The following is a 14,860-nucleotide window of genomic DNA, read 5'->3' on the forward strand; positions in this document are numbered from 1 at the left end:
GGTGGTCGGGGCCACGAGTGGGCGAGGTCCGTCCCGGGCGGGCGCGGATGCCGGGGCGCTCGCGGCCTACGGCCCGCGGGCCGTCTGGCAGCGCATGCGCGACGGCGAGCTGACGCTCCTGCCGATCGCCGTGTCGCTCGTGGCGATCTGGGTGGTGCTCGGCATCGCGAACCCGACCTTCTGGACCCCCGAGAACCTCGTGAACCTCTCGCTCCAGAGCGTCTCGACGGGGGTGATCGCGCTCGGGATCGTGATCGTCCTGCTCGTCGGGCAGATCGACCTGTCCGTCGGCTCGGTGAGCGGGCTGTCCGCGGCGATCGTGGCCGTCGGTTCCGTCTCGCTGGGCTGGCCGCTCGCGGTCGGGGTCGTCGTCGCGATCGCGATCGGGATGGTCGTCGGGCTCGTCTACGGGATCGCGGTGTCCCGGCTCGGGTTGCCCAGCTTCGTGCTCACCCTCGCCGGGCTCCTCGTGCTCGCCGGCGTGCAGTGGCGCGTGCTGGGCACGCAGGGCTCCGTGAACCTGCCGTTCGAGTCGTGGCTCGTGCTGTTCAGCCAGTCGTGGTTCCTGCCGACCGTGGTCGCGTGGACCCTCGCGGCGCTCGTCGTCGCCGGGATCGCGACGTCGAGGCTCCTGCGGCGGCACCGGCGCCTCGCGGCCGGGCTCCCCGCCGAGTCGATGGCCCGGGTCCTCGTCCGGGTAGGGATCGTCGCCGCGTTCCTCGCGCTCGTCGTCGGATACCTGGGCCAGGCCCGCGGCGTCGGGTACAGCGTGGTCCTGTTCGTGGTGCTCGTCGCGGTCGCCGACCTCATGCTGCGCCGGACCCGCTGGGGACGCTACGTCCGTGCGGTCGGTGGCAACCGGCGCTCGGCCCTGCTCGCCGGCGTCCCGGTGCGCCGCACGCTGGTGTCGGCGTTCGTCGCCTGCTCGGGTCTCGCCGCTCTCGGCGGGGTGCTCGCGGCCGGGCGGCTCGCCGCGGCGAACCAGAGCACCGGCGGCGGCGAGATCTTCCTGACCGCCATCGCGGCCGCCGTGATCGGCGGCACCAGCCTCTTCGGCGGTCGCGGCAGCGCCTGGTCCGCGCTGCTCGGCGTGCTCGTCATCCAGTCCATCGCCAACGGGCTCACGCTGCTCGACCTCGACTCCGCCGCGCGGTCCATCGTCACCGGCCTGGTACTGGCGCTCGCGGTCTCGATCGACACGCTGGTGCGGGGTCGCGGGTCGTCCTGACCTGGCGGCGCTCACCGGTGGCGGCGGCCGGTCGTCGGTCAGTGATCGGTCAGTGATCGGTCGGGGGCCGCTGGTGTTCGTCGGTGTCGGACGGCGTAGCCCCGCCCGGCGCGGCCGTCACGCCTCGTAGAGCGTGACCTCCGCGGCCTTCACGACGAACAGCGCTCGGTCGCCCGGGGCGAGGGCCAGGTCGGCGACGGCGGCCGGGGTCAGGTCGGCCGCGAGCCGCGCGCCCTCGGGCGACACCGCATGGACCCGGACGAGCGAGCGGTGCCGCTCCAGGCTGTCGACGCGGACGGGGACGGAGTTCCTCGGGCTCCCCGCGGGGGCGCTGCGGTGCACGGCGACGGAGCGCGGCTCGAACGCCGCCACGGCGCGGGCGCCGACCGGCAGGGGCAGGGTCTCGTCGCTCGCGCCGACGATCTCCAGACCTGGGCCTGGGCGTGGGTCTGGGCCTAGGCCGACTCTCGCTTCCGCGGCCATGTCCGCTCTCCCGTCCGGGTGCGCTCCTGCCACTGTGCCTGTGCCTGTGCCTGTGCCTGTGCCTGTGCCTGTGCCTGTGCCTGTGCCCGTGTCCGTGTCCGTGCCTGGGCCAGAGGCCGAGGCCCCGGCGAGGCCGATGCGGTCGTGCGCCACGGCGGTGCCCTCGACCAGGTTCACCCCCGCCAGCTGCGCTGCGAACGCGGACCTCGGCCGGTTCAGGACCTCGCGCGCCGGGGCGTCCTCGACGACCCTGCCCTGGTCGAGGACGACGACGCGGTCGGCCAGGACGAGGACGTCGAGCAGGTCGTGGGTCACGAGCAACGTCGTCCGAGGACGCGTCCGGGCGAGGGCGTGGATCGTGGACCGGACCTCCTGCGCCACCGAGACGTCGAGCGCGGCGAACGGCTCGTCGAGCAGGAGGACGCGCGGCTCGGTCACGAGCGCGCGCGCGACGGCGACTCGCTGGGCCTGCCCCCGGAGAGGGTCGCGGGGCGGCGTCCGGCGAGATGCTCGGCGCCCACCGCCGCGAGCGCGGTCGTCGCGGCGGCGCGGGAGCCGGTGCGCCCGGCGCCCTGCGCCCGCGGGCCGAACGCCACGTTGTCGCGGACGTCCAGGTGGTCGAGCAGGAGCGGACGCTGACCGAGCCAGGCGACCCGCCGCCGGTGCGGGCGGGGGTCGAGCGCCTCGCGGGGACGTCTCGGCGCGGGCGCGGGACGCTCCTTCAGCACTGCCCCGTCCAGCACGTTCTCGTCCACCACGGTCTCGTCCAGCACGGTCTCCACGAGGACCTCGTCGCCGCGGCGGGTCGGGAGCAACCCGGCGACAGCGTCGGCCAGGGTCGACTTGCCCGCGCCGTTCGGGCCGAGCAGCGCGACGACCTCGCCCGGAGCGATCTGCAGGTCCACGTCGACGTCCCGCGCCGCGTGGCGGACACGGATGCGGAGGCCGACGGGTGCGGCCGGTGCGGGGGCGTCGGGCACAGTGTTGCGGTCGGACGCCGCGGGAACGCTGTCCGCGGGACCGTCGCGTCCCGGATCGCCGGGCGCGGGGACCTCGCGGCGGGGAGTGCTGCCGGGAGCGCTGTCGGCGGTGGCGTCGCCGGCCGAGGCGAGGGCGCTGCCGAGGGTGTGGCCGGAGGTGCTGTCGGAGCTGCGGAGCTCGCCGATCGCCGGCGCCTCCCGGCGGCGTCGAGGGGACCCGCCGTGGATCGTCGCGGTGATCGCGACCGCGACGACGACGAGGACGAGGGACAGCGCGATCGCGGCGTCCGGGTCGACGCTGCGCTGCAGGTAGATCTCCAGCGGCAGGGTCTGCGTGACGCCCTGGAGCGCGCCGGCGAACGTGATCGTGGCGCCGAACTCGCCGAGCGCCCGGGCGAACGCCAGCACCGCTCCGCTCGCGAGCCCCGGCAGCACCCGGGGAGCGTGACGCGGCGCAGCACCGTCGTGGGTCGCGCGCCGAGGGTCGCCGCGACGTCCTCGTAGCGGGTGTCGTGGGTGCGCAGCGCGCCCTCGAGGGTCAGGACGAGGAACGGCAGCGCGACGAAGGTCTGCGCCATGACGACGGCCACGGTCGTGAAGGCGACCTCGATGCCGACGACCTCGAGCTGCTGACCGATCAGTCCGCGGCGCCCGAACGTGTAGAGCAGTGCGAGGCCCCCGACGACGGGCGGAAGGACGAGGGGGAGCAGGACGAGGGATCGGACCAGCCGCTGGCCCGGGAACGTCGTGCGGGCGAGCACCAGGGCCATCGGCACACCGAGCAGCACGCAGAGCGCGGTCGCCGCGGCGGAGGTCGTCAGCGACAGCTTCAGCGCGGCCCAGGCTGACGGCGAGGTGACGAGCGACCAGAAGCCGCGGGCTCCGCCGTCCGACCCGGTGCCGCCCAGGTCGATCTGGAGCGCCATCACGGCCACGGGGACGACGACGAACAGCGCGCCGAGGATCGCGGGCGCGAGGATCCAGCGGGGCAGTCCCTGCTGCCGCGAGCCGCGTCCCGGCCCAGGGGACGCGCGGCCGGTCCGGGCGGGCCGGCTGGTCCCGGTCGCCGTCGGGGTGCTGGTCCGGGGCATCGTCCGGCCGGTCAGGGCGTGCCGAAGCCGGCCGCGCGCAACGCCTCGCGCCCGTCGGTCCCGGTCACGACGGCGACGAACTCCCCGGCGAGTGCGAGGTCGTCGGTGCCCGTGACGGCGGCGATCGGGTAATGGTTGACGATCGAGGCGGCCTCGGGCGTGTCCACGACCTCGACCGAGTCGCCGGCGAGGGCTGCGTCCGTGCCGTAGACGATCCCGGCGTCGGCCTCGCCGGAGGCCACCTTGGCCAGCACGTCGGTGACGCTCGGCTCCTCGCTCACGCGGTGGATCGTGAGGCCCGCAGAGTCCGCGACGGCGTCGGTGGCGGCGCCGCACGGGACCTCGGGCGCACAGACGACCGTGCTGAGGTCCGTGCTCTCGAGGTCGGCGAGCGACGTCACGTCGCCGGGGTTGCCGGGCGGGACGACGACGGTGAGCGAGTTGTTCGCGAAGAGCTGCGGGTCGTTGGCGTCGCCCGCGTCGACGAGGCGCTGCATGGTGGCCTCGTCCGCGGTCGCGACGACGTCGGTGGGTGCCCCGGCGAGGACCTGGTCGACGATCGTCGAGGACCCGGCGAAGGACAGGCGGACGTCGACCCCCTCGTGGGTGGCCTCGAACTCGTCGGCGATCGTCGAGAACACGGAGCGCAGGGAGGCTGCGGCCGAGACGTCGAGGGTCGCCGTCGTCGTCGGGACGCCGCCCTCGGGCTCCGTGACTCCGGACGCACCCTCGCTCGTGGTGGTCGAGGGGGTCGAGCACCCCGTGAGCAGGAGCGCGAGAGCCGTCGCGGCGACGGGGCCGGTCCAGCGCCTGCCGGTCCAGGGCCCGCGGATCCGAGGGCTGCCGGCCGTGGGGCTGCCGGGTGCCGGCGCGCCGCGGCCGGTCATGCCGGCACCGCCGGGGTCTCCACGATGACGGTCGTCGCCTTGACCACGGCGACGGCGAGGCTCCCGGGGGCGAGGCCGAGCTCGCGGACCGCCTCCGTGCTCATGAGGGAGACCACGCGATGCCCGCGCGACAGGATCTCGACCTGCGACATCACCGGGTCGGACGTCACGGCGGTGACGAGCCCGACGAACCGGTTGCGGGCCGACGTCGGGCCGGAGCCGACCGCCGGCGCGCCGGGCGCGGTGCTGCCGGCGAACGCCGCGAGCTCGGCGCCGTCGACGACCTTGCGCCCGGCGTCGTCGGTCGATGCATCGAGCTCGCCCGCGGCGAGCCAGCGTCGGACGGTGTCGTCGCTCACGCCGAGGAGATCGGCGGCCTCCGAGACCCGGTACGTGGTTCGCGTATGCGGCATGTTCATCAGTTTATCGCCGCAGATGAGGATTCGCAGGGCTAGTCCAGACCGCACCCGCAGCATCCCGTGCTCCGAGCGAGCCGGTCGGGGCACAGGCGGATACCGTGACGGGGTGAACCGGTCGTTGCGTGTCGTCCCCCGCTGAGCGCGGTCGCCGGGCCTCCCGCCACGGTTATCACCGTCTCCGACCGGTGCTCTCGCGGCGAGGCCGAGGACCGCTCCGGTCCGCTCCTGGTCGCGGCCCTCCGCGAGGCGGGCTATGCCGTCTCGTCGACGGTCGTGCCGGACGGCGTCGCGTCCGTGCGCGATGCGCTCACCTCCGCGTTGGGCACGGGCGCGCGCGTCGTGCTGACCACCGGAGGGACGGGCGTCGCACCGCGCGACGTGACCCCAGAAGGCACGCGTGAGCTGCTGATCGCCGAGCTGCCCGGGATCGCGGAGGCGATCCGGCTCAAGGGGCGAAGAAGGTGCCGACCGCCGTGCTGTCGCGAGGCCTCGCGGGGATCGCACGCTGCGGTGCGAGCGATGCGAGCAGGACGGATGTGGCGGGTACCGGTGCGGCCGGTACGGAGGGCTCCGCCCCCGACGGTCCGGGGACCCGTGCCGTGGTCGTCAACCTGCCCGGGTCCACCGGCGGGGTGCGCGACGGGATCGACGTTCTCCTGCCGCTGCTGGGGCACCTCGTGGCGCAGCTCGACGGCGCCGACCACTGACGCGGGACCGCCGATGCTCGGCAAGCCCCGCCGAGCTCACGACCGCGGCGGGAACAGGGCGTGCGGACGGTTCTTCCCTGTCCACCCGAGAAGGTTGAACCGGCCGGGCGAGGTGCCCGGAGCGACCGCGGCGGTCGGTGTCGAACCGCCGGAGGCGCCGGCACCGCCCATGCCGGGCCCTCCTCGCCGTCGAGCTCGCAGCCGAGCTCCTCCAGCGCGGCCGCAGACTCGCGGTAGGCGGGCGGGATGATGTGGCGGTCCGCGTAGTCGGCCTTGGTGAGCAGCTTCTGGAGCGCCGTGAGGTCGGGCCCGCTCATGCCGACGGCAGCGGCGATCTCGGGGTCGACCTTCGAGCGGGCGCCACCGCGGGCGCGGGCCCCTCGGACCCGCGGCGCCGGCTTCTCGGGCTCCGGCGGGGCAGCCGGTGCAGCGGCGCCGGACGCCGTGGCTTCCGTCGGCGCACCAGGTGCAGCCGGTGCACCGGTGGTCGCCGTGGTCGACTCGGCAGACGAGGCGGCTGGTGCAGCGGCGCCTCCCGACGTCGGCCGCGCTGCGGGCTTCGCTGCGGGCCTCGGCCCTGCGAACGCCGTCCGCACCGCGACGAGGCGCCGCAGCACTCGGGCCGCGACCGCGCGATCCCCCGCGGTGAAGAGCTCGGCGAGGTAGGCGACCGGCGCCTCCAGGCGGTCGATCGCGGCCGACAACGTCGCGAAGTCCTCGCCGTCCGCCCCGCTCGCCGCGACGACGTCCGCCACCGGGGAGACCGGCGGGACGTACCAGACCATGGGGAGCGTGCGGTACTCGGGGTGGAGCGGCAGGGCGACCTCGAACCGGCTGATCAGCGCCCAGATCGGTGACATCTGTGCTGCGAGGACCCACTCCTCCGGGATCCCCTGCGCCGCGGCCGCGGCGACGACGTCCGGGGCCTCGGGGTCGAGGAACACCGACCGCTGCGCGTCGAGGAGGTCCTTCTCGTCGGCGACCGACGCGGCCTCGGCCACGCGGTCGGCGTCGTAGAGGACCAGGCCGATGTAGCGCAGGTGGCCGACGCACGTGTCGGAGCACAGGGTCGGTTCGCCCTGCTCGATGCGCCCGACGCAGAGCGTGCACTTCGTGGCCTTGCCGGTCACGGGGTTGAGATAGACCTTCTTGTACGGGCAGGCGGGGACGCAGGCGCGGAACCCACGGCATTGCGCGTCGTCGATGAGGACGATCCCGTCCTCCACCCGCTTGTACATCGCGCCCGACGGGCAGGCCGCCACGCACGCGGGGTTGAGGCAGTGCTCGCAGATGCGGGGCAGGTAGAACCTGAACGCCTGCTCGAACTCCTCGGTCACGTGCTCGCTCATGTGGGTCAGCACGGGGTCGGCGGCGACGGACTCCGCCGGCTCCGGCTCCGGCCGCTCGGGCTTCGGGCCGTTCGCCCCGGTGCCGGCGGACTCGACCGTCGGCCCGTCGACCCGGCTCTGCAGCACGGAGGACCACGGGGCGTCGTAGTCGGTGACCAGGGGCATGCGGGGCTGGGCGAAGAGCCGGGCGAGCTGCGCCGTCCGACCACCGCCGCGCAGGCGCAGGCCGTGGCTAGCCGCGGCCGCCCGCGAGGAACCGCCCTCGCTGCCCGACCGGACCTCCCAGCCGCCCTGCCAGCGGTCCTGGTCCTCGAACGCGTACGGGTAGCCACGGCCGGGCCGGGTCTCGACGTCGTTGAACCACATGTACCGCGCGCCCTCGTGGGCGGTGTACGCCTGCTTGCAGGCGACCGAGCACGAGTGGCAGCCGATGCACTTGTCGAGGTTCATCACCATCGACATCTGAGCCATCACGCGCACGGCGGCACTCCCGTCCCAGTCATGCGCAGACGGTACCGCTGATCGCCGCTCAGACCTTGGGCCGGCTCGACGGGTCCCACCCGGGCGCTCCGCGCGCGAGCTGATCGCCGCGTCGCGCGACCGGTACACGATGAACGGGCGGAACAGGTAGGGCACCGGCGCGGAGAACGCGTGCACGAGCCGCGTGAACGGCCACAGCATGAACAGGGCGTTCGCGGCGAGGATGTGCAGCTTGAACGCGAGCGGCACCCCGGCCATGAGGGCCGGCTCGGGCTGGAAGTACCAGAGGCTGCGGAACCACGGCGAGATGGTCTCGCGGTAGTCGTACCCGTGACCGCTCGCGATGATCTGCGTCTGGATGGTCGCCCACGCGCCCACCAGGATCGACGCCGCGAGGAACACGTACATCGTCTTGTCCATACGCGTCGTGGCGAGGAACACGGGGCCGGTGGTGCGGCGGCGGTAGATGAGGATCAGCAGCCCGACGACGACCGCGACGGCGCCCAGCGAGCCCATCCAGGTCGCGACGAAGTGGTAGGCGGTCTCGCTGACCCCGACGGCCTCGGTCCACGACTTCGGGATCACGAGCCCCACCAGGTGGCCCACGATCACCATGAGCAGGCCCAGGTGGAACAGGGGCGAGCCCAGGCGCAGCAGACGCCGCTCGTAGAGCTGGCTGGAGCGCGTCGTCCACCCGAACTTGTCGTAGCGGAACCGCCAGAACGTCCCCACGACGAACACGGCGAACGTCACGTACGGCACGACCACCCAGAGCAGGATGTTCAACGTGTTGCTCATCGACGGATCTCCTCAGCCGGGGCGCCGGTGGGCGCGAACGGTGCGAGCGGGCCGGCCTCGTGCGGGCCCAGAGCGGTCAGGCCGACCATCTCGGTCGGGGGCCGGCCGTCACGAGCTCGACGAACCGGGCGTGGGTGCGCGCGTCGAGCGCGGGGAGCGTCAGGCACACGGCCTCGACGACGTCCGTCCACGGGCTGCGCATCGCGGCGAGCGCGGACCGCAGCACCTCGATGCCCTCGCGGTGCGTGCCGAGCAGACCCGCCGCGATGCGTGCCTCGTCGTCGCCAGTCGAGCGGGCCGAGAGCTCGAGGACCGTCGGCAGGTGGTCGGGCAGCTCGTCGCCGTCGACCTCCCACCCCGCGGCCCGGTACGCCTGGACGAACCGCACGAGCGCCATGCCGCGCTTGCGGGTGTCGCCGGTCGCGAAGTACGAGAGGTACATCGAGCACTTGCGCTTGAGGTCGAACGTCTGGACGTACAGGGCCTCCAGCTCGTGGGGGTCCGTCGTGGCGAGCACGTCGAGGAACCGGGTCAGGCGCTCTGCGACCGGCGCGGGGAGGCCGGGGACGGCGTCCCGCACCACGGGCACCGCCGCGCGGACCTCCGCGTCGGGGTAGCCGAGGAGCAGGGACGCTGCCATGTGCGTCGTGCGGCGCTGCGCGTCGGTCGCCGCGACCGGCGTGAGCGGCTCGAGCTGCGGAGCCCGGGCCGTCGGCTTCGGCAGGAACGTGGTCGCGCCCCCGCCCCGCGGGCTCATCGTGGGGCCGTCCCGTCGGTCACGGGGTTGGACCCACCGGTGTCGGACGGCGGGAACAGGCCCTCGGGGGAGCCGTTGCCGTCCCAGTTGAGCAGGTTGACGCGGCCGGACGACGAGGGCTGGTCCGCCGTCTGACGGTTCTTGAGCGCGTGGAAGTTCTCCACCGCCACGGGCGCCGGCGTGCCGGACGACGAGCCGAACGGCCCGGCGCCGCCCATGCCCGGGCCGCCTTCGAAGTCGAGGGAGCAGCTGAGCTCCTCGAGCTCGCGGGCGATCTCCTGGTGGGCCGTGGGGATCACGTAGCGGTCCTGGTACTTGGCGATCGCGAGCAGCCGGTACATCTCCTCGACCTCCGTGCCCGTCATGCCGACGGCCTCCGCGATCGATTCGTCGGGCTCCTTGCCGAGGTTGATGTCGCGCATGTACGAGCGCATCGCGGCGAGCCGGCGCAGCGTGCGCTCGACGGGCACCGTGTCGCCCGCCGTGAACAGCCCGGCGAGGTACTCCAGGGGGATGCGGAGCTTCGAGATCGCCGCGAACAGCGTCCTCGGGTCCTCCGCGTCGTTGCCCGACGTGCCGACGACGTCGACCACCGGCGACAGCGGCGGGATGTACCAGACCATCGGCATCGTGCGGTACTCGGGGTGGAGCGGCAGCGCGACCCGGTACTTCTGGATCAGCGACCAGATCGGCGAGGCCTGCGCGGCCTCGATCCAGTCGTCCGGGATCCCCTCGGCGCGCGCGGCCTCGACGACCGCGGGGTCGTTCGGGTCCAGGAACACCGAGCGCTGGGACTCGAGCAGGTCGTGCTCGTTCTCGACCGCCGCGGCCTCGGAGACCTTGTCCGCGTCGTACAGCACGAGGCCGAGGTAGCGCAGGCGGCCGACGCAGGTCTCCGAGCACACGGTCGGCAGGCCCACCTCGATGCGGGGGTAGCACATCGTGCACTTCTCGGCCTTGCCGGTCTTGTGGTTGAAGTAGACCTTCTTGTACGGGCAGCCGGTGACGCACATGCGCCAGCCGCGGCACTGGTCCTGGTCGACGAGGACGATCCCGTCCTCGGCCCGCTTGTACATCGCACCCGAGGGGCACGACGCGACGCACGCCGGGTTGAGGCAGTGCTCGCAGATGCGCGGCAGGTAGAACATGAACGTCTGCTCGAGCTCCTCCGCGACGTGCTCGCTCATGTGCTGGAGGATCGGGTCGTCCTGCATCGTCTCGGTCGAGCCGCCGAGGTCGTCGTCCCAGTTCGCGGACCACTCGATGTTCATGTCGTCGCCCGTGAGCAGCGACTTGGGCCGGGCTACAGGCGTGTGCTCGCCCTGCGGCGCCGACAGGAGCATGTCGTACTCGTACGTCCACGGCTCGTAGTAGTCGTGGATCGACGGCATCTTCGGGTTCGAGAAGATCGTCGCGAGCTTGCGGAACCGCCCGCCGGCGCGGAGCTTGAGCTTGCCGCGCTTGGTGCGGACCCAACCGCCCTGCCACGTCGACTGGTCCTGGTAGGTGCGCGGGTAGCCGAGGCCCGGCCGCGTCTCGACGTTGTTGAACCACACGTACTCGGTGCCCGTGCGGTTCGTCCACGCCTGCTTGCAGGTGACGGAGCACGTGTGGCACCCGATGCACTTGTCGAGGTTCATGACCATCGACATCTGCGCCATGACCTTCATCGTGTCGCGCTCCTCGGGTTGGGACGGCGGGTCGGACGGCGGGCGGGCAGGTGCTGCGTCACTGGTACCGCACCTCCTGCGAGCGGCGGCGGATCGTCGTGATCTCGTCCCGCTGGTTCCCGGTGGGACCGAGGTAGTTGAAGGCGAAGGCCAGCTGCGCGTAGCCCCCGACGAGGTGGCTCGGTTTGAGCAGGATCCGCGTCAGCGAGTTGTGGATCCCACCGCGCCTGCCCGACGTCTCGGCGAGCGGGACGTCCACCGTCCGGTCGGTGGCGTGGTGCATGTAGACCGTCCCCTCGGGCATCCGGTGGCTGACGACGGCCCGCGCCACCACGACACCGTTGCGGTTGTAGGCCTCGATCCACTCGTTGTCGCGCACGCCGATCTTCGTGGCGTCCTGCGGCGACATCCACACGTTGGGGCCGCCGCGCGAGAGCGAGAGCATGAAGAGGTTGTCCTGGTACTCGGAGTGGATCGACCACTTCGAGTGCGGGGTCAGGTAGCGCACCGCGACCTCGGCGTGGCCGTCGGAGCCCGGGGCCCCGGACGGGGACGTGTCGCCGACGATGCGGTCGCCCGTGAACAGGCGGTGCATGTCGAGTGGCGGCCGGAACACGGGCAGCTGCTCACCGAGCTCCGTCATCCAGTCGTGGTCGAGGAAGAAGTGCTGGCGGCCGGTGAGCGTGTGCCACGGCTTGAGCCGCTCGACGTTGATCGCGAACGCCGTGTACCGGCGCCCGCCGTGCTCGGAGCCCGACCACTCGGGGAGGTGATGACGCCGGTCGGCCGGGACTGCACGTCGGGGAACGTGACGCGCTTGCCGCCCTCGTCGCGCGAGAGGTCGGCGAGCTCGACGCCGGTGCGCTTCTCGAGGTCCTCGAACCCCTGGGTCGCGAGGCGACCGTTCGTCGTACCGCTGAGCGCGAGGATCATCTCGCAGGCGTGGGTGTCCTTGTCGAGGCGGGGACGACCCTTCGCGGGCCCGGACGTCACCGTCCCGTTCACCTCGCCGAGCTTGCGGACCTCCTCGTCGGGCATGTACTTCACGCCCTTGGTGGCCATGCCCGCGGTGTCCGTGAGGGGGCCGAGCGCCGCCATCCGGGCCGCGAACGCCGGGTAGTCGCGCTCGACGACCACCAGCTTCGGCATGGTGACGCCCGGGATCAGCGGCCGGTCCGCGACCCCTTCCCCGAGTCGGTGATCGTGCCGTGCGGCAGCGCCATCGCGTCGGGGGTGTCGTGCTGCAGCGGGGCCGCGACGAGGTCCTGTCGCACGCCGAGGTGCTCCACGGACATCTCGGAGATCTTCTGGGCGAGCAGGTGGAACGTCGCGAAGTCGGTCTTCGTCTGCCACGGCGGGTTGATCGCCGGGTTGAACGAGTGGACGAACGGGTGCATGTCGGTCGAGGACAGGTCGTGCTTCTCGTACCAGGTGGCCGCCGGCAGGACGACGTCGGAGAACAGCGTCGTGGACGTCATGCGGAAGTCCATCGTGGTGAGCAGGTCGAGCTTGCCCTCCGGGGCGTCCTCGACCCAGTCCATGGTCTGCGGGCGCCGGTCGGGACCGGACTCCGCGGCCTGGACCGAGGCGTCCGTACCGAGCAGGTGCTTGAGGAAGTACTCGTTGCCCTTGCCGGACGACCCGAGGATGTTCGCGCGCCAGACGGTGATGACGCGCGGGAAGTTCTCGGGGGCGTCGGGGGCCTCGACCGCGAAGCGGAGGTTGCCGCTGCGCAGCTCGTCCACGACGTGCTGCGCGGGCTCCTTGCCGGCGGTCTTCGCCTCGTCGACCAGGTCGAGCGGGTTGCGGTCGAACGTCGGGTAGCTCGGCATCCAGCCGCGCTGGGCGGACTCGACGAGGCAGTCCGCCGTGGTGCGGCCGGCGAACATGCCGTTGCCCGTCGGGGCCGCGAGGGTGTCGGCGGGCAGCCCGTCGTAGCGCCACTGGTCGGCGGCGATGTACCAGAAGGCGGTGCCGATCATGTGCCGCGGGGGCGGCTCCAGTCGAGCCCGTTGGCGTACTGCGCCCACCCGGTCACGGGGCGGCACTTCTCCTGGCCGACGTAGTGCGCCCAACCGCCGCCGTTCACGCCCTGGCAGCCGGTCATCGTGGTCAGCGCCAGGAACGCGCGGTAGATCGTGTCCGAGTGGAACCAGTGGTTCGTGCCGGCGCCCATGATGATCATCGAGCGTCCGTCGGAGTCCTCGGCGTTCTGGGCGAACTCCCGCCCGATCCGCGCCGCCTTCTCGGCGTCGACGCCCGTGAACTGCTCCTGCCACGCGGGCGTGCCCGGCGCGTCCGCGTCGTCGTAGCCGGTCGGCCAGGTGCCCGGGAGGTCGAGGTCGGCGCGCTCGACGCCGTACTGGGCGAGCAGCAGGTCGAAGACCGTCGTGACGAGCCTGCCGCCGACCTCGCGGACCGGGACGCCTCGGACGATCGAGCCGGCGCCGCCGGTGTGACCGGCCTGCGAGTGCGCGCCGCCCTCGGGCTCGAGGTCGAACCGGGGAGCTCGATCGCCGCGGTGCGGGGCCCGCCGTCGGCTGCGCCCGGGACGTCCGCCACCGACAGCGCAGGGTCGACGTCACCGAGGTCGAGGTTCCAGTGCCCGACGTCCGCGGCGCCGTAGCGGTGGCCGAGCGACCCGTCGGGGACGACCACGGTCCCGTCGGCGTCGAGCAGCACCGTCTTGAAGTCGGCGTTCGCCAGCCCCTCGTGCTCGGGGAGGTCGGCAGCGGTGACGAACTTGCCGGGGACGTACCGGGGCGACCCTGCGGCGTCCGACCCTCCGTCCTTGCCGCGCCCCGGGCGGGGCACCAGCGACACGAGGTACGCGGAGTCCGTGAACTTCTTCATGTAGTCGACGAACCGCGGCGTGCGGCGCTCGACGAGGAACTCCTTGAGGATCGTGTGGCCCATGCCGATCGCGAGGGCGCCGTCGGTGCCCGGGTGCACGGCGAGCCACTCGTCCGCGAACTTCGTGTTGTCGGCGTAGTCGGGCGAGACGGTGATGACCTTCTGGCCGCGGTAGCGGGCCTCGGCCATGAAGTGGGCGTCCGGGGTGCGCGTCACGGGGATGTTCGAGCCCCACATGATGCAGTACGTGGAGTTCCACCAGTCCGCCGACTCGGGGACGTCGGTCTGGTCGCCGAACACCTGCGGGGATGCGACCGGGAGGTCGGCGTACCAGTCGTAGAACGACAGCATCGAGCCGCCGAGCATCGTGACGAACCGTGACCCCGCCCCGTGCGAGACCATCGACATGGCCGGGATCGGGGAGAAGCCGGCGATGCGGTCGGGACCGTACTCCTTGATCGAGTGGACGTGCGCGGCGGCGACGATCTCGGCCGCCTCGTCCCAGCTCGCCCGGACCAGGCCGCCCTTGCCGCGGGCCCGCTTGTACCGACGGGCGGTCTCCGGGTTCCCGGTGACCTCGGCCCACGCCTTGACCGGGTCACCGCCGACCTTCGCCTTCGCGTCGCGGAACGCCTGCAGCAGCACCCCCGCACGTAGGGGTAGCGGACCCGGGTGGGCGAGTAGGTGTACCAGCTGAACGCCGCGCCGCGCGGGCAGCCTCGCGGTTCGTACTCGGGGAGTCCGGGCCGACCGAGGGGTAGTCGGTCTGCTGCGTCTCCCAGGTGATGATCCCGTCCTTGACGTAGACCTTCCAGGAGCAGGACCCCGTGCAGTTCACGCCGTGGGTCGACCGCACGACCTTGTCGTGGGACCAGCGGTCGCGGTAGAAGATGTCGCCCTCGCGGCCGCCCTGGAGGAAGAGCTGGCGCAGGTCCGTCGAGACCGCACCGGGGCGGAGTCGCTTCCCGAGGCCGAGGAGTGCTCCCTCGACCCCGCCCGGGCTCTCGCCGGCCCCGGAGGACCCGGTGCGAGGGACTGTCGACTGCGACATGCGACCTCCTGAGGTGCGGCACGGGTTCGCACCCGTCACTCGTCGCAGTATGCCCCGGTCACGAGGAATGTTCCTGGGCAGTCTCGCCTGACGGGAATCGCCGTGAA

7 protein-coding genes and 4 pseudogenes are annotated in these 14,860 nt (G+C 72.8%); 2 read left to right on the forward strand and 9 right to left on the reverse strand.

Annotated elements, in window-relative coordinates; genetic code table 11:
• Position 1: 1 nt before the first annotated feature.
• Positions 2 to 1,228 (forward strand): sugar ABC transporter permease, encoded by a 1,227-nt coding sequence (locus QUE47_RS08225; RefSeq protein WP_286216882.1) that lies wholly within the window; start codon positions 2 to 4, stop codon positions 1,226 to 1,228.
• A gap of 117 nt (positions 1,229 to 1,345) precedes the next feature.
• Here QUE47_RS08225 and QUE47_RS08230 read toward each other — a convergent pair whose 3' ends face one another.
• The 5 genes and pseudogenes from QUE47_RS08230 to QUE47_RS08250 all read right to left on the reverse strand — a co-directional run bounded on the left by QUE47_RS08230 (position 1,346) and on the right by QUE47_RS08250 (position 5,082).
• Positions 1,346 to 2,149 (reverse strand): TOBE domain-containing protein, encoded by an 804-nt coding sequence (locus QUE47_RS08230; RefSeq protein ID WP_286216883.1) that lies wholly within the window; start codon positions 2,147 to 2,149, stop codon positions 1,346 to 1,348.
• Between the two features lie 18 nt (positions 2,150 to 2,167).
• Positions 2,168 to 2,691 (reverse strand): annotated as a pseudogene (locus QUE47_RS08235) (ATP-binding cassette domain-containing protein); the annotation flags it as partial.
• Between the two features lie 192 nt (positions 2,692 to 2,883).
• A pseudogene (locus tag QUE47_RS08240) lies at positions 2,884 to 3,782 on the reverse strand (ABC transporter permease); the annotation flags it as partial.
• Between the two features lie 11 nt (positions 3,783 to 3,793).
• The gene (modA, locus tag QUE47_RS08245) at positions 3,794 to 4,669 is read right to left on the reverse strand and encodes a molybdate ABC transporter substrate-binding protein (protein ID WP_286216884.1); all 876 of its coding nucleotides are present in this window, start codon (positions 4,667 to 4,669) and stop codon (positions 3,794 to 3,796) included.
• Positions 4,666 to 5,082, reverse strand: a complete 417-nt coding sequence (locus QUE47_RS08250; protein WP_286216885.1) for a TOBE domain-containing protein — start codon at positions 5,080 to 5,082, stop codon at positions 4,666 to 4,668. The genes modA and QUE47_RS08250 overlap by 4 nt, the downstream gene beginning before the upstream one ends.
• Positions 5,083 to 5,313: 231 nt before the next feature.
• Between QUE47_RS08250 and QUE47_RS17380 the strand changes: the two are divergent.
• Positions 5,314 to 5,496: pseudogene (locus tag QUE47_RS17380) on the forward strand (molybdopterin-binding protein); the annotation flags it as partial.
• Between the two features lie 37 nt (positions 5,497 to 5,533).
• Here QUE47_RS17380 and narI read toward each other — a convergent pair.
• From narI to QUE47_RS08270, 4 genes and pseudogenes are all read right to left on the reverse strand, one after another.
• Positions 5,534 to 8,422 (reverse strand): respiratory nitrate reductase subunit gamma, encoded by a 2,889-nt coding sequence (narI, locus tag QUE47_RS17185; protein ID WP_286216886.1) that lies wholly within the window; start codon positions 8,420 to 8,422, stop codon positions 5,534 to 5,536.
• Positions 8,423 to 8,498: 76 nt separating this feature from the next.
• Positions 8,499 to 9,179 carry a nitrate reductase molybdenum cofactor assembly chaperone gene (gene narJ, locus QUE47_RS08260; protein WP_286216887.1) on the reverse strand — a complete coding sequence of 227 codons (681 nt, stop codon included), beginning with the start codon at positions 9,177 to 9,179 and terminating at the stop codon, positions 8,499 to 8,501.
• Complete coding sequence (narH, locus tag QUE47_RS08265; RefSeq protein ID WP_286216888.1) at positions 9,176 to 10,849, reverse strand: nitrate reductase subunit beta; 1,674 nt, start codon at positions 10,847 to 10,849, stop codon at positions 9,176 to 9,178. Before narH ends, narJ begins: the two co-directional genes overlap by 4 nt.
• Before the next feature lie 58 nt (positions 10,850 to 10,907).
• Positions 10,908 to 14,753: pseudogene (locus QUE47_RS08270) on the reverse strand (nitrate reductase subunit alpha).
• Positions 14,754 to 14,860 lie beyond the last annotated feature (107 nt).

The sequence above is a fragment of the Paraoerskovia sediminicola genome, assembly GCF_030296575.1.
Lineage (GTDB): Bacteria > Actinomycetota > Actinomycetes > Actinomycetales > Cellulomonadaceae > Paraoerskovia > Paraoerskovia sediminicola.